This is a genomic window from Parasedimentitalea denitrificans (assembly GCF_011813015.1).
GTDB lineage: Bacteria > Pseudomonadota > Alphaproteobacteria > Rhodobacterales > Rhodobacteraceae > Parasedimentitalea > Parasedimentitalea denitrificans.
In genome coordinates, this window is sequence record NZ_QHLQ01000008.1 from 146,069 (window position 1) to 166,279 (window position 20,211).

At 56.9% G+C, this 20,211-nt stretch carries 19 protein-coding genes; 8 read left to right on the top strand and 11 right to left on the bottom strand.

Annotation, left to right across the window (positions count from 1 at the left end):
* Positions 1-63: 63 nt before the first annotated feature.
* Complete coding sequence (gene lepA / locus DL239_RS10295; RefSeq protein ID WP_167683938.1) at positions 64-1,863, bottom strand: translation elongation factor 4; 1,800 nt, start codon at positions 1,861-1,863, stop codon at positions 64-66.
* 74 nt (positions 1,864-1,937) lie between these two features.
* Between lepA and DL239_RS10300 the strand changes: the two genes are divergently transcribed.
* From DL239_RS10300 to DL239_RS10315, 4 genes are all read left to right on the top strand, one after another.
* On the top strand, positions 1,938-3,083 hold the full coding sequence (locus tag DL239_RS10300; protein WP_167683806.1) for a hypothetical protein: 1,146 nt from the start codon (positions 1,938-1,940) through the stop codon (positions 3,081-3,083).
* 230 nt (positions 3,084-3,313) lie between these two features.
* Positions 3,314-3,496, top strand: coding sequence for a hypothetical protein (locus DL239_RS10305; protein ID WP_167683940.1), 183 nt, complete (start codon positions 3,314-3,316; stop codon positions 3,494-3,496).
* Between the two features lie 205 nt (positions 3,497-3,701).
* Complete coding sequence (locus tag DL239_RS10310; protein WP_167683942.1) at positions 3,702-4,013, top strand: hypothetical protein; 312 nt, start codon at positions 3,702-3,704, stop codon at positions 4,011-4,013.
* Between the two features lie 209 nt (positions 4,014-4,222).
* Positions 4,223-5,188 (top strand): LysR family transcriptional regulator, encoded by a 966-nt coding sequence (locus DL239_RS10315; protein WP_167683944.1) that lies wholly within the window; start codon positions 4,223-4,225, stop codon positions 5,186-5,188.
* 53 nt (positions 5,189-5,241) lie between these two features.
* Here DL239_RS10315 and DL239_RS10320 read toward each other — a convergent pair whose 3' ends face one another.
* From DL239_RS10320 to meaB, 6 genes are all read right to left on the bottom strand, one after another.
* Complete coding sequence (locus tag DL239_RS10320; RefSeq protein ID WP_167683946.1) at positions 5,242-5,694, bottom strand: low molecular weight protein-tyrosine-phosphatase; 453 nt, start codon at positions 5,692-5,694, stop codon at positions 5,242-5,244.
* Positions 5,695-5,914: 220 nt separating this feature from the next.
* Complete coding sequence (locus DL239_RS10325; RefSeq protein WP_167683947.1) at positions 5,915-6,394, bottom strand: copper chaperone PCu(A)C; 480 nt, start codon at positions 6,392-6,394, stop codon at positions 5,915-5,917.
* Positions 6,395-6,450: 56 nt separating this feature from the next.
* Positions 6,451-6,789 (bottom strand): hypothetical protein, encoded by a 339-nt coding sequence (locus DL239_RS10330; protein ID WP_240931831.1) that lies wholly within the window; start codon positions 6,787-6,789, stop codon positions 6,451-6,453.
* Positions 6,790-6,933: 144 nt separating this feature from the next.
* Complete coding sequence (rpmB, locus tag DL239_RS10335; protein WP_167683951.1) at positions 6,934-7,224, bottom strand: 50S ribosomal protein L28; 291 nt, start codon at positions 7,222-7,224, stop codon at positions 6,934-6,936.
* Positions 7,225-7,351: 127 nt separating this feature from the next.
* Entirely contained in the window at positions 7,352-8,257 is a 906-nt protein-coding gene (locus tag DL239_RS10340; RefSeq protein WP_167683953.1) for a LysR substrate-binding domain-containing protein, read from the bottom strand.
* Between the two features lie 276 nt (positions 8,258-8,533).
* The gene (meaB, locus tag DL239_RS10345; RefSeq protein ID WP_167683955.1) at positions 8,534-9,517 is read right to left on the bottom strand and encodes a methylmalonyl Co-A mutase-associated GTPase MeaB; all 984 of its coding nucleotides are present in this window, start codon (positions 9,515-9,517) and stop codon (positions 8,534-8,536) included.
* Between the two features lie 94 nt (positions 9,518-9,611).
* Between meaB and hrpB the strand changes: the two genes are divergently transcribed.
* Positions 9,612-12,104: an ATP-dependent helicase HrpB gene (hrpB, locus tag DL239_RS10350; protein ID WP_167683957.1), complete on the top strand. Its 2,493-nt coding sequence runs from the start codon at positions 9,612-9,614 to the stop codon at positions 12,102-12,104.
* 299 nt (positions 12,105-12,403) lie between these two features.
* Here the strand turns inward: hrpB and DL239_RS10355 are convergent, their stop codons facing one another.
* On the bottom strand, positions 12,404-13,168 hold the full coding sequence (locus DL239_RS10355; RefSeq protein ID WP_167683958.1) for an SDR family NAD(P)-dependent oxidoreductase: 765 nt from the start codon (positions 13,166-13,168) through the stop codon (positions 12,404-12,406).
* A gap of 207 nt (positions 13,169-13,375) precedes the next feature.
* Here DL239_RS10355 and DL239_RS10360 point away from each other — a divergent pair, with 207 nt between their 5' ends.
* Complete coding sequence (locus DL239_RS10360) at positions 13,376-13,834, top strand: NUDIX hydrolase (RefSeq protein WP_167683960.1); 459 nt, start codon at positions 13,376-13,378, stop codon at positions 13,832-13,834.
* A 90-nt stretch (positions 13,835-13,924) separates the two neighbouring features.
* Complete coding sequence (locus tag DL239_RS10365; protein WP_167683962.1) at positions 13,925-15,406, top strand: inorganic phosphate transporter; 1,482 nt, start codon at positions 13,925-13,927, stop codon at positions 15,404-15,406.
* Between the two features lie 190 nt (positions 15,407-15,596).
* Here the strand turns inward: DL239_RS10365 and DL239_RS10370 are convergent, their stop codons facing one another.
* From DL239_RS10370 to DL239_RS10380, 3 genes are all read right to left on the bottom strand, one after another.
* Complete coding sequence (locus tag DL239_RS10370) at positions 15,597-16,523, bottom strand: GNAT family N-acetyltransferase (RefSeq protein WP_167683964.1); 927 nt, start codon at positions 16,521-16,523, stop codon at positions 15,597-15,599.
* The gene (argF, locus tag DL239_RS10375; protein WP_167683966.1) at positions 16,516-17,442 is read right to left on the bottom strand and encodes an ornithine carbamoyltransferase; all 927 of its coding nucleotides are present in this window, start codon (positions 17,440-17,442) and stop codon (positions 16,516-16,518) included. The genes DL239_RS10370 and argF overlap by 8 nt, the downstream gene beginning before the upstream one ends.
* Positions 17,443-17,518: 76 nt before the next feature.
* Complete coding sequence (locus DL239_RS10380; RefSeq protein WP_167683968.1) at positions 17,519-18,694, bottom strand: aspartate aminotransferase family protein; 1,176 nt, start codon at positions 18,692-18,694, stop codon at positions 17,519-17,521.
* 268 nt (positions 18,695-18,962) lie between these two features.
* Between DL239_RS10380 and DL239_RS10385 the strand changes: the two genes are divergently transcribed.
* Positions 18,963-20,198, top strand: a complete 1,236-nt coding sequence (locus DL239_RS10385) for an MFS transporter (protein ID WP_206188419.1) — start codon at positions 18,963-18,965, stop codon at positions 20,196-20,198.
* The last annotated feature ends 13 nt before the right edge of the window (positions 20,199-20,211 follow it).

Here is a 20,211-nt window from a genome sequence, read left to right on the forward strand (position 1 = left end):
CGTGTGGGCACACGATTGACTGCGCCATTCTCTTTCGCCCACCGTCACTCAAGCTGAACAGCTTTAGCTGTCCATCTTGAGTGCAGAAATAAACGCCTCTTGTGGGATGTCGACACGGCCAAACTGGCGCATCTTTTTCTTACCCTTTTTCTGCTTGTCCAGCAGTTTACGCTTACGGCTAGCATCGCCACCGTAACACTTGGCGGTCACGTCTTTGCGCAGGGCAGACAGGGTTTCACGCGCGATCACCTTGCCACCGATGGCCGCCTGAATCGGGATCTTGAACATGTGGCGCGGGATCAGGTCTTTTAGCTTTTCAACCATCGCACGGCCACGGGCCTCGGCCCGGTCACGGTGTACCATCATCGACAGCGCATCGACGGGTTCTTCGTTCACCAGGACCGACATCTTGACCAGGTTGTCCTCGCGGTAGCCGGTCATCTGATAGTCGAACGAGGCATAGCCCTTGGTCACCGATTTCAAACGGTCGTAAAAATCGAACACCACTTCGTTCAGTGGCAGGTCATAGACGGCCATGGCGCGTGAACCGGCGTAGGTCAGGTCTTCTTGCAACCCGCGTCGGTCCTGGCACAGTTTCAGCACGTCACCGAGGTATTCGTCAGGCACCAGAATGGTCGCCTTGATGCGCGGCTCTTCCAGGTGGTCGACGTGGGTCAGGTCAGGCATGTCGGCTGGGTTGTGCAGTTCAACCATGGTGCCGTCGCGCATGTACACGTGATAGACCACCGACGGTGCGGTGGTGATCAGCTCGATGTTATACTCGCGCTCGATCCGGTCGCGGATCACCTCTAGGTGCAGCAGGCCAAGGAAACCACAGCGGAAGCCAAAGCCCAGCGCGGCAGAGGTTTCCATTTCAAAGCTGAAGGACGCGTCGTTCAGGGCCAGTTTGTCGATGGCACTGCGCAGGTCTTCGAACTCGGCGCTGTCTACTGGGAACAGACCACAGAACACCACCGGCTGAGCAGGTTTGAAGCCGTCCAGTGCAGTTTCGCAGCCCTGACGATCATTGGTGATGGTGTCACCCACACGGGTGTCGCGCACCTGTTTGATCGAGGCGGTCAGAAAGCCGATTTCACCCGGGCCCAACACGTCAATGGTTTCCATCTCGGGGCGGAACACGCCGATACGGTCAACGCTGTGCAGGGTGTCGTTGGACATGAACTTGACCCGCATGCCCTTGCGCAGCTCGCCATCAATGATGCGGACCAGAACGATCACGCCCAGATAGCTGTCGTACCAGCTGTCCACCAGCATCGCCTTTAGCGGCGCATCGCGGTTGCCGGTAGGTGCCGGCAAGTCGTTGACGATGGATTCAAGCGTTTCGTGGATGCCCTGCCCGGTTTTCGCCGAAACCTGAATGGCGCCGGTGGCTTCGATGCCGATAACATCTTCGATCTGTTCCGCCACGCGGTCACAGTCGGATGCTGGCAAGTCGATCTTGTTCAACACAGGCACGATCTCGTGGTCGGCCTCCATCGCGTGATAGACATTGGCCAGCGTCTGCGCCTCAACCCCTTGCGAGCTGTCGACCACCAGCAGCGAGCCTTCGACCGCACGCATAGAGCGGGAGACCTCATAAGCGAAATCGACGTGGCCGGGGGTGTCGATCAGGTTCAGAACATAGTCCTGCCCATCATCGGCGGTATAGTCGATCCGCACCGTGTTGGCCTTAATCGTGATACCGCGCTCGCGCTCGATATCCATGCTGTCGAGCAGCTGGGCCTTCATATCACGGCCAGCCACCGTGCCGGTCTCTTGGATGAGCCGGTCAGCAAGGGTGGATTTGCCGTGGTCAATATGCGCCACGATCGAGAAATTGCGGATTTTGGACAGATCAGTCATGCAAGGGGATATGATTTGGAATCACGCATTGGTCAAGGTGGATAAACACTCTAGCTCAGCTCGCGACAACATGTATGATTTTCAATGTTCAGTTTATGGAGACAGGCTATTTGATCAATGCTCATAAGACGGATTGGCTACAGGACAAACAATTAGATCAACTGCAAGTACTACTCACTCGATACGCTTTGCGTGCCTTTCCTGCGGTTAGTCCAAAAGACATCGAGAATACGCGTGACGAAGACTATTTCATTCGTCACGCCAGATCTCTTTTGGTAGCGTGTTGTTGGGTCGCTAATCCGGAATACGACTTGCAACAACCTGCATTATCCGCTGCCTTTTCTGCTGGAGATTTCACACGCAATAGAACACAAACAGCATCGTCGATAGCTTGCAAGGCAGCATCAAAAGTATTTGTTTTGAAAGATAAAGACGAGGCCAAACGCACAGTCTTCAACGCCATTGAAAATCTGCCCCACCCAAATTTTTTCGAACAAGCGCAATGGGATTTAGATGAAATCGGGGCTGAAGTAGAGCGTTTGACAATCTACAGAAATCCTCTTTGGACCACTTCGCCGGAGCACTTCAACCCTGATGAAAATCTCTCGCGGCCCAAAGATATCAAAATGCGGAACCGCTTTACTTTTTGGCAAGAGTGGTTCCAAGGGTTTAGAGATGGCAAGCCCCTGGACTGGAACCTGCAATTGCAGGTGGCCTTGATTGAGGATGCCATCTGGGACGCTGGCCCCGAAGCCGTCGCCAAAGAAATCGAACGCATCCGTGCCAAGTTCGACCTCGAACAAGAGGTCAAACAGCTCAAAGGGCAGCTCCTATCGATGCAACAAACCACCGCCACGCCACAGATCGGCGACAACGGCGGCCCACCTTTGAATGATCCAGAAGACATTGCCTTCCAGACTGACCTTTCGCAGACCTGGCAACAGGTTGAGAAGCTGGAAGACGAAATCGACAGCCCGACGCCCTCCACTGACAAGCTGAATGCGCTTGCGGCGTGGTTTCAGGCTTTCTTTATCCGCGCAACGAAATACCTTGGCGCGAAAGCGGATATCATCATCACCAAAGGCTGTGAAGCGATTGGGACAACGGGAACTAAAGCCCTGATCGCATACTTCACTGTAGCCGCCGCTGCACAAAACGAAACCGTACATAGCTTACCCAAAGCGATCTTGGATTTTATTAAATCACTTGCGGGCGGATAGCCGAAATCGGTGACTTCACAACAAAGGTCAGCGCCTGACCCTGGGTGGGTGCAAAGCGCCCTCCCGTGGGGAGGGTCGGGCGCTGACCGGCGGTGCCGCCTGTCAAAGGCATCAGGCCCGCAGCTCCATGCCCCTTCCCTTAGTCTCCGACTGCTGCATTTCAGCCCAAAATGCGGTATACTCCCAGCATACGCGCGAACAGGGATACTCAGAAAACGGAGGACACACCCATGAACGCCGTCCAAACTGCTGAATTTGCCCGTGCACTATACAGTGCGCATGGCGACAAGGCCGAGGCGGAGGCCGCACGGAAAATGCATGAATGCGATCTAGCCGAAAGCCCCGAGAAAGCCCGCGACTGGCGAGCGATCCGGCAGGCGATCCGGTCTATGCGTGGGCCGAACCAGTCGTAGAACGTTTTCGCTGAACGTTGTGAAGATGATCCCGCCTCTCTCGGGACCATCCGCTGCCCCTTACCCATCCATCACCCTGGGTTCCGGCAACATCCTGCTCAAACCTGTTTCCATCTTTACCATGATTGAACCACCGTCAGGCTTGGGCCATAGTGCGTCGAAATGCGGACAATAAGATCCGACGACCAAGGATGAGTGAACAGTAATGAAGAGTATTTTGACCGCAGCGCTCTGCGCAGGAACCTTTTACGTAGTGGCGCCCCAACCGGCTGAAGCGGGCGTGATTGAGCGTGCTTGCCGTCAAGCTGACCGAACCGCGGCGTCTCCGTCCGTATGCGGGTGCATTCAAAAGGTAGCCAACGTCAGCCTGACCCGGTCTGAACGCAAGAAAGTTGCCGCTTGGTTCGACGACCCACATCAGGCGCAGGTGGTACGACAGTCCAGCCGCAGCGGCGACGAGCGGCTTTGGTTGCGGTATAAGGCCTTTGGTGAACGTGCCGAACGGACGTGCGGCTGAATATGACGCGGTGCGTGTGAGCAGCAGCCTATGCGAAACCAGACAGATCCAGTCTTAGACGAATGTCAGAAAGCTGAATTTACAACTGCAGCAACTCCCCTCCCTCTATGCACGCAACCAAGGCTAACTTATCACCCTTAAGTCGATTAATCCCTTGACCCATAAGCCGCAGAGTTTAACAAAAGGCCCGTGTGAACAGGAGTGTGGTTATGTTGATGAAAGGGGTGACCCTTCGGGGGCTGGAGGTTTTTGAGGCTTTAGCCAAGACTGGATCCGTTGCTCAGGCTGCTGAGCTAACCGGGTTAAGCCAACCAGCCGTCAGCCAACAACTTCGCAACCTTGAAAAAGCCTTGGGTTCAGATCTGGTCGACCACAGCCGCCGCCCGATGCTGGTAACGTCCGCCGGTCGCAATTTTCTAAGCCGGACAGAGGTGGTTTTGTCCGAGCTTCGTTTGGCGCAGAGCGAATTGACAGTGGTGGATTTGACCCACCTGGCAACCCTGTCGATTGGGTTGATCGACGATTTCGACAATGATCTAACGCCACGTTTGGCAACCATTTTGGCCGATAGTCTTACCCAATGCCGGTTCAAGATGGTCACGGCCTCTAGCCATGACATCAAACGCGCCATGGCGGCGCGGGAATTGCACATCGCCGTTGCGGCCAGCACCGGCGAGATGCACGACGACATCGTAGAGTACCCACTGGTCTGCGATCCCTTTATTCTGGTTGCGCCAAAGGGGCTTCTGAATGACCCCAGCAAACAAAGAGACCTGTTGAACGAATTCCCATTGTTGCGCTATGGCCGCGAGCAGCTGATCTCGCAGCAGATAGAGGCCCACTTGCTGCGTCAAAAGCTGGTGTTCGAGGAGCGGTTCGAGATCGGATCACATCTGGCGCTGATGGCCATGGTTGCGCGCCGTATTGGCTGGGCTGTGACGACCCCACTGGGGTTTATGCGCGCGGCCCGGTTCCACAATCAGATTGACGCCTTCCCGCTGCCGTTTGGCGCGTTTTCACGCAACATTTCACTCTTTGCAGCAGCTGATTGGGCTGACCGCGTTCCGCGGGATGTCGCCCAAACCATGCGCCATCTGGTGCAAAGTCAGATCATCACACCGGCCATCGGGCAGCTTCCTTGGCTGGCTGGGAACCTTCAAGTGATTGAAGAATAGGATCTGACCCGGCCCAAGTTGAGAAGACAGCACCAACTGGTAGCAGCGCTCTCTTACGATTCTGAATAGCTTAGCGCAGCTTTTAACCCATGTGCCGCCTGCTCCAACAGATCCAGACAACCGTCAAAGTCACGGGTGTAATATGGGTCAGGTACATGGTCCTGCGCTGAGCCTTTTGCGAAGTCGGTGAACAGGGATACCGGTGTCTGACTACCGGGAGGTCGCAGGGATTCGACGTCGGCTTGATTATCGCTGTCCATCACGATGATCAGATCAAACTGATGATAGTCCGACGAAGTGAACTGACGCGCCCGCAAGTCCGAAATGTCCAACCCACGCTGCACTATTGCCTCTTGCATGGCATGATATGGGGGCTTCCCTACGTGCCATGCTGCTGTACCTGCGCTGTCCGTTTCCAACTCAGGCGCCAAATGTCGAACGATTCCTTCAGCCGCGGGTGAGCGGCAGATATTGCCAAGGCAAACAAAGAGGACTTTCTGAGCCATTAGAGATTCCGTGTGTTGCGTGGGCTAAAATGGTCATGAGACGGGGCAGGTGGTTCGCAGTCTATACTGAACTGAAAAGATAATCAGAGAAAATAAGTCCGGAGCAGAAACTCGACAGCGCAACCCGATCTTGGTGCGCAACCGCCAAGCCAGCCCAATTAGGCTGGCCGGGCGCGAAGGAGGGCGGCAGCGCCGTCGGACGCCGCGCCCTCGCTGGATATTAATTGCTGTGGTTTGAGTGATCCATGCCACCTTCAGCAGGCTTACGTTCCAGATCGACTGGAACCTCAACAACGACATCACCGGCCTTTTCAAAGGTCAGGGTCAGGCTGATCATGTCACCCTGCTTCAGCTCTTGGTTCAGGCCCATGAACATCACATGGTCGCCACCGCGTTTCAGCATGTGGGTTTCACCTGCTGGAATGACAAAACCCTCTTCGACATGCATCATTTTCATGACGCCATCACCTGTTTCCATATGAGTGTGCAATTCGGTGCGCTTGGCGATGTCCGAGCTGACAGCGATCAGTCGGTCATCTTCGGCGGCACTGTTCATCACTGCCATAAAGGCCGCGCCGGCCATTTTGTTGGAAGACCGCGCATAGGAATCATGCACCATGATTGCGGACATATCGGCAAGTGCGGCACCAGCCAGTGTAAGGGAAGCAGCAGCGGCGATAACAACGGATTTGAAGGACATGATAGTCTCTCTTTAGTCTGAGTTTTGATTTTCTTAGGGACTTGGAATTGGAAGAATCAGCAGACAAAAGGCGGTGCGCGTGCGCAGGCATTAAGAATCATACGCGATTGGATGCGCACTTGGGCGGGCAGTTGCACCCTGCCCTTTGGTCGCGGCATAGCCAAAGCAACTTGTTCGGGTACAACCGACAGATCCAAGCCCAGCGTAATGCAATCAGGGCAGTTTCCCGGCGCCCGCGCAGGCTGGCCGTCGGCGTCCACATAGATCACCACAGGCCCCGTGCCAGAGCAGATCACCACCTGGCCGGTGGCATCCCGCATCCCTCGCATAGCGCCAGCGCTATGGGCGGTCAGTGTGACAGCCAGGACCAGAAACAAGGTCAGATATGAACGCATGTGCAGTTTCATCACGCCTTGATAGGCCTCAAGACCGACAACCTGCAAGAGCCAAAGACGCCGCAGTTTGCGCTATAGCAACAACGAAAAACGCCCAGCATGATTTCTCATGCTGGGCGTTAAATTATTAATCCAGTGAAAGGATCAAGCTTCGGCAGCAGCGGCCTTGGCGATCTCTTTTTTCACTTTCAACGCGCCTGTCGACAGCTCGTCGTCTTTGGCTTTTGCCAGAAACGCGTCCAGACCACCACGGTGATCAACAGTACGCAGAGCAGCAGCCGAAATCTTCAGCTTAACGCCGCGGCCCAGAGTCTCGGACTGCAGGGTTACGTCGTTCAGGTTTGGCAAAAACCGACGGCGTGTGCGGTTCTTAGCGTGGCTTACGTTATTGCCCGTCATCGGGCCTTTTCCGGTCAATTCGCAACGGCGCGACATGGCATTTTCCTCGTTTTCGTCACGGGGAAGCAGACCCCGTCAATGTAAGAGAGCACCGCCTAAGCCGCACTCAGAATTTCGTTGGCTGCTCATACGCGGAATCAAAACGGGCGTCAAGCGAGTCCGGTCACCCCGCGACCACTAGTATTTGCATTTCTGCCAGAAGCCATTTCCGGAAGGCACGGATCGCAGGAGAGTTACGCCTTCGCTCAGCATAAACCAACCACACCGGGCGTCCACTCTCAACCACGATATCAAAGGGTTGTATCAATTCCCCGTTGGCCAGTTCTTGCCGATAATAAGTGGGGGTCAACAGGGTAACCCCCTGCCCCGCCTTGGCAGCCTGTACCTCAAAAATTTGCGACCCCATGGTTTTATCATGTTGGTTCTTGGTACAAGGCGGTGTCAGTCCGGCTGCCTTAAACCAACGATCCCACGCAGGATGACCTGCCACCACCCGTGGCGCTGTCAACAAGTCCTCAAGACATGTCAACGGCCCGTGTCGGTCGATATAGGCCGGGCTGATCATCGGAGTGATCTCTGGCCGCATCAAATGATCCGCCCGCATACCATCCCAATTGCCATCGCCAATGCGTATGGCCACGCTCGCCTCCCCGGCCTCCAGATTGACCTGTTTCTGATTGATATCGATCCGGGTGGCGATGTCTGGGTTCTCGGCCTGAAATTGCCATAACCTAGGCCCCAACACACTGGCCGCAAAAGCTGCAATAACTGAAATCACCAATGTGTCCTCAGTCGTTTGGCGCAGTTCCGCAAAGGCCACACGCAAGATCTCCAGCGCCTCACCCGCACGGGCCGCCAATTGCGCCCCGTCTGGCGTCAATTGTACGCCGCGTGGTTGGCGACGAAACAAGGGCACTCCGGCGCGATCTTCCAACTGTTTGATTTGATAGCTTACCGCTGCCTGCGTCATCCCCAGTTCTTCAGCTGCTCGGGTGAAGCTGCCGTATCGCGCGGCGGCTTCAAAAGCGCGCACAGCGGTCAAAGGTGGAAGGAGCAGTTGCTCTGGCATAAATTCTCCTTATGCCTCCCCATGGCAATTCAATTGGTCATTCCAGCGCCTCATCGCCATTTAGCAAAAGTAAGAGACGAAAGGAAAGCGCCATGACCACACACTGTATTGAACACCAGCCACAAAGATCACTTTGGACAGGTCTGAAACTGCGCTGGCCCCAAAAACGCAGAGACCAGTTGGTTCGGCAGTTGCAAGCACGTGCATCGCTTCGCGGTTTATCCAGCCATATCCAAAAAGACATTGGCCTATTCAATGAAACTGGCCGCCAAACCTTTACCCGGTTTTGATATTGAGGCGGGTCAACGCAAGATCCGCCGCTGTCGCTGATGACAGGCTGCCATCAGCAACCTGAAGCGCAAGATGTTGTATCTCACTTTGCGCTTCAGGGCTGTTCAACTGAGACAAAACTGCTTGGCGTAACTCTTCGTGAAACCAATACTGTGCCTGATCTGCGCGGCGCTGATCCCAACACCCCTGCTCGCGACGCCAATCATTCAGCTTTTGCATTTCGTCCCAAGCAACCGCCAACCCCTGATCCTCCAGCGCGGACACCATCAACGCCTTAGGAAATCCTTGCGGATCTTGCGGGCGCTTGCGCAACAACCGCAAAGCACCGGAATAGTCGGCACAGGTGCGAGTGGCGGCAGCCTTCAGGTCACCATCGGCCTTGTTCACCAGAATCACATCAGCGATTTCCATGATGCCGCGTTTGACTCCCTGCAACTCATCACCGCCGGCCGGGGCCAGTAGCAATAAAAACAGGTCCGAGATTTCGGCCACCACCGTCTCGGATTGCCCAACGCCCACGGTTTCGATCAACACCACATCAAAATCGGCAGCTTCGCACAGGGCCACTGCCTCACGGGTTCGCCGTGCCACCCCACCCAGATGAGTCTGGCTGGGTGATGGGCGGATAAAGGCGTTTGGATCGCGGCTAAGCCGCTCCATCCGGGTTTTATCGCCTAGGATAGATCCACCAGATCGGGCGGAACTGGGATCGACTGCCAACACGGCCACCCGCAGGCCCTGTGCCGTCAACATCAGGCCAAAGCTCTCGATAAAGGTGGACTTACCAACCCCCGGCGTCCCGGACAGCCCGATTCGCAAGGCCTGACGCCGGTGTTTTGCCAACTCGCTAATCAGCTCGCCTGCTTGCTTACGGTGATCACTTCGCTGGCTCTCGACCAGGGTTATGGCGCGGGCCAAGGCGCGGCGGTCGCGGTTCAAGATCTTTTGGCCAAGCTCTGCGATATCCATGTGCACTCCCGTATCTGTCCGCATGTTTGGCGCAGTCCGGGCGCAGTTGTCCAGTGGCTAGACCTTGCCGCAGACTTTGGCGATAACGGCGACCATGACAAGATTGCCCATAGATGACGCCCTGCCCGAATTGATTGCCGCCCTGCGTGCCAAGGGGCGCGCCGTGCTGCAGGCCCCTCCGGGGGCCGGTAAGACCACCCGGGTGCCGCTGGCCATGTTAGACGCCGGGCTGACCGAGGGCCGCATTGTGATGCTGGAACCGCGCCGTTTGGCCGCACGGGCAGCAGCCGAACGCATGGCGGAAACCCTGGGCGAACGAACTGGCGAAACCGTAGGTTACCGGGTTCGCGGCGATGCCAAGGTATCCAAGGCCACCCGCATCGAAGTGGTGACGGAGGGCATCCTGACGCGGATGTTGCAATCTGACCCCGACCTGCCCGGTGTCGGTGCGGTGATTTTTGACGAATTCCACGAACGATCGCTGAACGCCGACTTTGGTCTGGCCCTATGTCTGGAGGTTGCAGGCGCGCTGCGCGACGATCTGATCCTGATGGCGATGTCGGCAACTTTGGACGCAGGCCCAGTGGCGGAATTGATGCAAGCCCCAATGGTCACATCCGAAGGGCGTAGTTACGACGTTGAGACCCGTTGGCTGGACCGGCCGATATCGACCCAGTCGCCTCGAGGGGCGTCAAGAGGGGCCGCAAGGGCTCGTCGGTTGGATGCGCTAGTGGATCTGGTGCAGCAGGCCGAGAAAGACACCCGCGATACCGGCGGCGGTATCTTGGTGTTCCTTCCCGGTGAAGGCGAAATCCGACGGGCGGCCTCGGCGCTGACAGCAAAACTGCCTGACGCCTGCGTGGTTCGCCCCCTGTTTGGGTCCCTCCCCTTTGCCGAGCAACGAGCGGCCATCGCGCCAGTCAAATCCGGGCGCAAAGTGGTGCTGGCCACTTCTATCGCCGAGACATCGCTGACCATTCAGGACATCCGCGTGGTGGTCGACATGGGACAAGCCCGCCGGGCTCGGTTTGATCCCGGATCGGGCATGTCACGGTTGATAACAGAGAAAGTGACCCGCGCCGAAGCCACACAGCGTCAGGGCCGGGCTGGACGGGTTGCAGAGGGTATATGTTATCGGTTGTGGACCAAGGGAGAGGAAGGCGCGTTGGCGGCTTTCCCACCTGCCGAGATAGAAGCCGCTGATCTAACCGGGCTGGCGTTAGAGCTTGCCTTGTGGGGCGCGGACGCAAGAGAACTTTCCTTTCTGACACAGCCACCCGAAGGCGCGATGGTTGAGGCCCAGGCCCTGTTGCAGATGTTGGGCGCGCTGGACACTCAGGGGCGGATCACAACTCACGGCAAGGCGCTGGCTACCCTGCCGCTGCACCCACGACTGGGCCATATGCTGGTCACCGGTGGCCAGGAGGCGGCGCAACTGGCGGCTCTGATGGCCGAACGCGATCCATTGCGCGGTGCGCCCAGTGACCTGTTGTTGCGGATGCAGGCGATGCGTGACCCCAAGGGTTTCACGCGCAAACGACCCTATCAGCTGAACCTGCCGGTGATTGAACGGATCAAAGCAGAGAGCCGTCGTCTGCGGCGGCAGGGCACACAACAGGCGGATCTTGACGCCACGCTTTCCCCAGCCGCCATGGCCGCGCTCGCCTATCCTGACCGCATCGGCCAACGCCGTAAGGGGGACACGCCCCGCTATGTGCTGTCCGGCGGTAAGGGCGTGGTGCTGGATGACAGCGACACGCTGGCGGCGGCACCCTTCATTGTGACGCTGGACAGTGATGGCGATCTGCGCGAGGCACGGGTGCGGATGGCGGCGCAGATCTCACAAAGCGAAATCCGTTCGCTGTTCGGGGATCAGATCGCTTGGCACGATACTTGTAAATGGTCCAAGCGCGAACGCAGGGTGGTATCACGCAAACAGGAACGGTTCGGCGCCATCGTGTTGGATGATCAGGTTTGGAAAGATGTCCCGGCTGAGGAAGTGGCAAATGCGATGCTGGATGGTGTGCGTGACCTTGGCCTGCGCCTGAGTGGTGCTGCCGCACGATTAGCCGCGCGGGTTGAACTGGTACGTGCCGAGGGCAACGACCTGCCCGACTTCTCTATTCAGGGGTTAACGGACAGCATTGATGATTGGCTATTGCCCATGCTGACTGGTGTAAAAACCGCGGACGATTGGAAGCGGTTCGACCTGCTACCTGCTCTGCGGGCCGCACTAGACTGGAACCAAACCCAACTGCTGGACCGCGAGGCCGCCAGCCATTTCACCAGTCCACTCGGCAACCGCATTCCGATCACCTATGCCGAGACCGGTCCCGAGATCGAGGTGCGTATTCAAGAACTGTTCGGAGTCACCCATCATCCGGCCAGTGGTGGGGTGCCTTTAAAGATCACCTTGCTCTCCCCTGCTCGTGGCCCGATCCAGATCACCCGCGATCTGCCTGGCTTTTGGACAGGGTCGTATAGTGATGTACGCAAGGACATGCGGGCGCAGTACCCAAGACACCCCTGGCCCGAGGACCCAACCCAGGCCGACCCGACTCTGCGGGCAAAACGGCGGAAACAATAAGAAACGGAATTTTTGTCGAATCGAAGTGCAACCGCCATTTCGGGACGCATTTGGCGACAATTATGAAAAATTTGGCTCAAATGCTCATATTCAGGCGGGGTCCAAAAATGTATAACGAGCCCACAAAAACAAGATCAAGATAGGTAAACTTGGCGACAATCGAGTAACACCCATTCATCACCTCCAATCCAGTAACCGAGCTAGTCTCGGCGTCAGGATTATCAGGCTTTGTGCCTGAACTTGGGGGTGACGCGTTTAATCCCTCCCCGGCGCGTCACCCCCACTATTCCTCTTAAAAATCAGTCGTCCTGAGCCGCGTCCCTAAGGGCTGGCAAGCCAATCCCGACGGCTTCAAATCCGCCATCCGCCGCCAGAATTTGCCCGGTGATGAAACTGGCCTTGTCAGACAGAAGGAAATTGACCGCTGCTGCAATCTCATCTTCCTTGCCATATCGGTTCAACGGCAGCGCATCATGATAGGCCGCGATGATCTCGGGCGAATGCACCGCCATTGCCAGTTTGGTTGCCACGGGGCCCGGCGCCACTGCGTTGACGCGGATACCCAATTCACCCAGCTCTGCGGCCTGTTGCAGGGTCAGTTGCGCCAGTGCCGCCTTCGAGGTGCCATAGGCCACCCGCAATGTGCTCGCCCGCAACCCGGAGATTGAGGTGATATTGACCACTGCACCGCCACCATCCGCTGCCAGCAGATCGGTAAAGGCCTGAGTCATCAGGAATGGGCCATCAAGGTTGGTCTGCATGACCCTCTGCCAGCGTTCAAATGTGGTTTCGCGGATCGGGCCAAAGTCAGCCACGCCGGCATTGTTCACCAATCCATCAAGACGGCCAAAGGCCTCGGTCACTTGTTCAACGGCCCGCTCAACATCCGCCGGGACTGAAACGTCCGCATCTAGACCGATCACACCGGGAAGGTTGGTCAGTGCATCAGCCAAGGCGTCGCTGTCACGATCCAAAATCGCAACCTGCCAGCCCTCGGACAGCAACCCCTTGGCCGTGGCCAGCCCAATACCCCGCGCGCCACCAGTAATCAGTGCAGTTTTCATCGGGTTCCCCTATGCCAGCCGAATTTCGCACATGGCGCCTCAGCGGTGGGAGATTGTCAACACTGCAAATCTCCCACTGGGCGAACCGTCGAAAATGTAACAGTCCCGAGACTTCTCCTCAGCGCAGATTGTAAATTCCGACACAAAGTTTATGTATGCGACATCCAATTCCAAACTTAAGGCAAGCCATAAAGGCTGCGAGTAGTTATGACCCCCTCCTTATCCCGGGCCTGGGAAGAAATTCTCAGGCCGATGATTTTTCGACCCAAACGCTTACAGGTCGCCGCCCTGTGTTATCGTAAAACTGACAAAGGCACTGATGTGCTGATGGTCACCAGCCGCGGCTCCGGACGCTGGATTTTGCCCAAAGGCTGGCCAATCAGCGGCAAAGACGGAGCCGAATCGGCCCTGCAGGAAGCCTGGGAAGAGGCCGGCGTCAAAAAGGCCACCATTCAGGGCGATCCTATCGGCCACTATGAATACCTGAAGAACTTGGGCAAGGGCCGCGCGGAAACAGTGCAAACGCTGGTCTACATCGCCAAAGTCACCAAATTATCCAAATCCTACCCAGAACGCGACCAGCGCAAACGCCAATGGGTACGCGCCGATGAGGCCGCCAATCTGGTTCATGAGCCAAAACTTCGGGATTTGTTGCGACAGTTGTAGTCTTCGTTCAGCAGAGATCAGACAAATCTCTTGCGCGAAAGCTAATGGCGGTCTACCCGGCTTTCAATCATTGGAACCAGGACTGATACGATGGCCGACGAACCACAACGCAGACAATGGAAGACACTAGACCGCGACCTGAACCGGATCGCGATCCTTGAAAACGCTACTGGGTATGTTTCTAGACCGATGGTCGGTCCGGGCATTGCGCTGGTGTTCATCGCGCTGGCTGGTCTAGCCGCCGCAGTTCTACTGGGTACCACACCAATCAACTTTGTTGTGGTCGCCGCGGCCGCATTTGGCGCCTATATGGCAGTCAACATTGGCGCCAACGACGTCGCCAACAATATGGGCCCAGCGGTGGGCGCCAATGCACTGACGATGGGCGGCGCAATCCTGATTGCAGCTATTGCTGAAAGCGCAGGCGCCCTTCTGGCTGGTGGAGATGTGGTTTCGACCATCTCCAAGGGCATTATCGACCCCGCGAAAATAAACGATACCAATGTCTTCATCTGGGCGATGATGGCTGCGCTGATCTCTTCGGCGCTTTGGGTCAACTTGGCAACTTGGATTGGCGCACCTGTTTCCACCACACATTCCGTTGTGGGTGGGGTCATGGGGGCCGGCATCGCAGCCGCAGGTCTATCTGTGGTCAGCTGGGGTACCATGGGCAAAATCGCTGCCAGCTGGGTGATTTCGCCAGTTCTGGGCGGTGTCGTTGCTGCTGCGTTCTTGGCGCTGATCAAGGCGCAGGTCATCTATAAAGAAGACAAGATCGCCGCCGCCCGCAAGTGGGTGCCCATTTTGGTCGGCATCATGGCTGGTGCGTTTGCTGCCTATCTGGCGGTCAAAGGGCTGAAGCGAATTGTCAAAATTGACCTGCAAACAGCGTTGGTGATTGGTTTGGTTCTGGGAACGGCATGCTGGGCTATCACCAAGCCGCTAATTGCCAAGCAGTCTGTGGGGCTGGAGAACCGCAACAAGTCCCTGAAGATCCTGTTCCGCATGCCTCTGGTCATCTCGGCCGGCCTGCTGTCGTTTGCCCATGGTGCTAATGACGTTGCAAATGCTGTTGGACCGCTGGCGGCAATCGTTCACGCCTCGGAGTTTGGCGACTTTGCTGCCAAAGTGGCCATTCCAACCTGGGTTATGGTGATCGGTGCTTTTGGTATCTCGTTTGGCCTGTTCCTGTTTGGCCCAAAACTGATCCGCATGGTTGGCAGTCAGATTACCAAGCTGAACCCAATGCGCGCCTTTTGTGTGTCGCTGTCAGCCGCGATCACCGTGATTGTTGCCAGCTGGCTGGGCCTGCCGGTGTCGTCAACCCACATCGCGGTTGGTGCTGTGTTTGGTGTTGGTTTCTTCCGGGAATGGCACCACGAGCGCCGCTTGCGCCTGACCAACGCCGCCCGTCCAGAGAAAAAGGTCCTAGCTCCGGAAGAGCGTCGCCGTCGCAAACTGGTGCGGCGCAGCCATTTCATGACCATCATCGCAGCTTGGGTCATCACTGTTCCAGCAGCAGCGGTCATGTCAGCGATCATCTACCTATTGCTCAGCACATTGGTTGGATAAGCTACCTCACTAAAGAAAACGCCCTCTCAACTAGATTGAGAGGGCGTTTTTGTTTCTGCCAGCACCGCATCCTATCAAGTCCATTCATGTCGGAACGGAAAGTCGCTAGAAGCTCGGCGACCTTTTGCTCAGCGTCGGGACTAGCGCGGAGGCGTCCTCGCCGCGAATAACCGAATGCGAGGCTTGCAGATCAAAGGCCAGAAGGCCAGCGCATGATCACATTCTCTGACCGCCACAGCGGCCCCTTATCAAGGCTCTTCGCCACTGGTTCGCCACCACAGGCGCGGTAAAAACTCAGCGCCGACTCGTTTTGGACAACCACGGCCAATATCAACTCTGACGCACCAGAGGCCTGCGCCCACTGTTGCGCCAGCTGTAACAGATGACGTCCTAGACCACGCGCCCGCACTGCTGGGTCGATGTATAAATTGGTCAATTCCATCGCATCCGGAAACTCTGCATTTTCGGATTTGGCCAAGTCGCAAAGGCCCTGAATGCGGCCTTGGTCATCCTCTGCCAGTATGGTCAAGGCGTGGCTACGTTCACCCGATAGCTTGGTGCGCCATTGAGGCTGACGACGGTCAAAACCTAATGCCTGAATGGCGGCTTCGGGTGCCATGCCTTCGTAGGTTTGTCGCCATAATCGAACATGGAAATCCGCGATCTGATCGCAATCGTCCGGGTCAGCACAACGCAGTGTCAGTTTTTGCAAATGAACCCGGTGCCCGGCTTGAAGCCAAGCGAGCTTTGCCAGGCGCAGATTGTCCTGTCGAACCAGAATATAGTCTCGCAAGAAGGTAGAGACGACAAAAATGCCCAACCCTGCCTCTGACACAGGTCGAGTTGCTGCCAAAACCACACCCGGTTCATCGACCTCAAACAGGTTGCTGACCTGCACTGCGGTCCAGCCCGCAGAATGCTCCACCTGCTCAGGTACCCGGTTGCCAAGGCAAAGGATCGAAATCTCGTCTTCGCCCTGGGTTACGCTCACCAGACCGGGACCATTGGCCCAGTCTGGAACGCCATGCTTTGGCAAAACCCGAGAGAGAGCGTACTCTCCCTCAATTGGCCGCAGCCCCAACGTTGGTTCTGCTTTGGTCAGATTGGGTTTAGGCACCCAAACACCAGCGCATGACCGCCTTTTGCGCGTGCAGACGGTTTTCGGCCTCGTCGAAGATCACCGACTGTGGGCCGTCCATCACTTCTGACGTGACTTCCTCTTCCCGGTGGGCAGGCAGGCAGTGCATGAACAGGGCGTCGGGTTTGGCGTGACTCATCAGCTCAGCATTGATCTGGTAGCCGCGCAGCATGTTGTGGCGACGTTCCTTGGACGACTGGCTGTCGTGCATCGACACCCAGGTATCCGCCACAACCAGATCAGCCCCTTCGACAGCTTTTTGCGCATCACGTTCAATAACAACCTTGGATCCCGCCTTGCGGGCCAGCCCGATAAATTCATCTTCGGGATCCAGTTGCGACGGGCCTGTAAAGGTCAGGTCAAAACCGAACTGTCCAGCGGCATGCAGGAACGATGCGCAGACATTGTTGCCGTCACCGGCCCAGACTACCTTTTTGCCTTTGATCGGACCACGGTGCTCTTCATAGGTCAGGACATCGGCCATGATCTGGCAGGGGTGAGTTCGGTCGGTCAGCCCATTGATTACTGGCACCGAGGCGAACTCGGCCATTTCCATCAACACGGTTTCATCGAAGGTCCGGATCATGATCATGTCGACATAGCGTGACAACACCCGAGCGGTGTCGGCAATAGTTTCCCCATGCCCAAGCTGCATGTCTTTGCCCGACAGCACCATGGTTTCACCCCCCATCTGACGCACACCGACGTCAAATGACACACGGGTTCGGGTCGATGGTTTTTCAAAGATCAAAGCGACCATGCGATCCTTGAGCGGCAGTTCATCGTCCAGTGCCGCCTTGGGACGGCCAAGTCGCGCCTGTTTGGTGGCCGAGGCCTGGTCAATGATGGCCCGCAATTCGGCCGGGTCAGTTTTGTGGATATCGAGGAAATGGTTCATAACGTTTCACTTTGTTTCTGGGTCAAACCGGGGGCTCTGCCCCCGGACCCCCGGGATACTTCTGGCCAGATGAAGATCAGGCCTGTTCAATCTGTGTTGCCGCTTGGTCGAGACGGTTCAGGGCTTCGGCAATGTCCTCGTCAGAGAGTGTGAGTGGCGGCAGCAAACGGATCACGTTGTCGGCGGCGGGCACGGTAATGACTTGATTGTCATAGCCTGCGTTGACCACGTCGATATTGGTTGCCTTACATTTCAGGCCCAGCATCAGGCCGGTGCCGCGCACTTCTTCAAAGACCTCGGGATGCTCTGCGATCAGACCTTCGAGTTTTTGGCGCAGCAGGCCTGCCTTGCGGTTCACCTCGGCGAGAAAGTCTGGATTGGCGACGTGATCCACCACGGCACAGCCCACGGCACAGCCCAGCGGGTTGCCGCCATAGGTGGAACCGTGGGTGCCTGCGGTCATACCGCTGGCGGCCTCTTCAGTTGCCAGCACCGCGCCCAGGGGGAAGCCGCCACCGATGCCCTTGGCCACCATCATGATGTCTGGCGTGATCCCTGCCCATTCGTGAGCAAAAAGCTTGCCGGTCCGGCCTACACCACACTGAACCTCATCCAGGATAAGCAACAGGCCATTGTCGTCGCAGATCTTGCGCAGGGCCTTTAGCTCGGCATCGGGAACGGCGCGAATGCCGCCTTCGCCCTGAACCGGTTCGATCATAATTGCCGCCGTTTTGTCGGTGATGGCATTGGTCACGCCATCCATGTCGCCAAATGTCAGGTGCACAAAACCGGGCAGCAGTGGGCCAAAACCGGCGGTCATTTTCTCGGACCCTGCGGCGGCGATGCCTGCGGAGGACCGGCCATGGAAGGAGCCATCAAAGGTAATAATCTCGACTCGTTCTGGCTGGCCTTTGTCGTGGAAATACTTGCGGGCCATTTTCACCGCCAGCTCGCAGCTTTCTGTGCCGGAGTTGGTAAAAAACACGGTGTCGGCAAATGTATGTTCCACCAGCTTGTCCGCCAGCGCCTGCTGTTGCGGGATATGGTAGAGGTTCGACACATGCCACAGGTTTTGCGCCTGTGAGGTCAGCGCATCGACCAAAGCAGGATGTGCATGGCCCAGCGCGTTCACTGCGATGCCGGCACCAAGGTCCAGAAATCGGCGTCCGTCATCTTCGATCAGCCAAGCGCCCTCGCCTTTGACAAAGTTCAAAGGGGCGCGGTTATAGGTTGGCAGAACGGAAGCGATCATCGGATCATCCTTTTTCGAAATAGAAGCCCAAGAGGTGCAGTATGCTGGGCAGTTGGTCAACGATGTTGAGAGGGTTCGCGTCGTTTTGTGACGCATAGATCAAGGGGCCGAGGCGCAAATTAGCGTCGGCGTCGCAGCGAGGTGCCCAATCGGGTGATATCTGTGCGTTTGATCATGATTTGGGTCCATAGCGGAGGAATGGGCGGAAGAAAACCCCCTTTGCACAAGCCGTGTTGACATTTTGGCAGATCGCGCAATTCATGGCGCCATGATATCATTATTTTCAACGCGCAATTATCGCCTGCTGTTTTCTGCTTCGGCCATTTCCAATTTAGGCGACGGAGTGTCTGCCCTTGCCTTTCCATGGTTGGCGACATTGATCACGCGTGATCCGATGTTGATTGCGCTGGTGGCCTTTGCCACCCGCTTGCCGTGGTTGTTATTCTCGATCCCAGCTGGGGTTTGGACGGATCGGGTAGATCGGCGGCGGTTGATGGTGCAGGCTGACATGGTGCGATTTCTGCTGACGGCGGGAGTCATCAGCGTGATCCTTTCGGCCCCAGACTTTCCGATTGAGAACGGCACCCCCTATATTCTGGCGCTTTGCGCACTGGCCTTTTTATTGGGCAGTGCAGAGGTGGTGCGAGATAATGCGGCCCAGACCGTGCTGCCTGCGGTGGTGGCCAAGCACCAGTTAGAACAGGCCAACGGACAGATCTGGAGCATCGAACAGATCATGGGGTCGTTTGTCGGGCCACCGCTTGCGGGATTTTTGATTGCTTATGCCGTGCCTGCGCCATTTTTACTGGATGCGATCACCTTTGCCGGGGCCGCTGCACTGGTTTGGTGCATGCGGCTATCTCCGGCAAGTGCACCGGCTACCCCACGCCGTTCTTGGGCCGCTGAGGCGCGAGATGGTATTCATTGGCTGTGGGGGCACAAGGAAATCCTGCGACTGGCCATCATGCTGGGCTGTATGAATGCAATGGGCATTATGGCACTGACCATTCTGCCACTGTTTGGGCAGGAACTGTTGGGGCTGAATGCGGCCCAGTACGGGCTGCTGATCACCGCCGAGGCGGCAGGTGGCGTAGCCGGAGGGCTGATCTGCCCGGCCATTGCTGCACGACTTGGGGTGCGGCGATCACTGATGCTGGCGTTGCCGCTGATGATGGTAGGATGGGGCATGATCGGGCTGGTGCCCAATGTCTGGATAGTTGCTCCGGCGCTGTTTGTCGGGATGTTTGCCGGGCTAATGTGGAATGTGGTGACGGTATCCTATCGCCAGCGGCGCATTCCAGACGACTTGTTGGGACGCGTGAACAGCCTGTACCGGTTCTTTGGCTGGGGCATGTTACCGCTTGGGGCGCTGCTAGGGGGATGGATCGTATCCGCAGCAGAGCCAGAGCTGGGTCGAGAGATGGCGTTGCGCCTACCCTATCTGATTGCGGCCTGTGGGATGGGCATCATTTGGATCTATGCTTTGCTAAAGCTTCGGCTGTGAGCTGATCGAATAG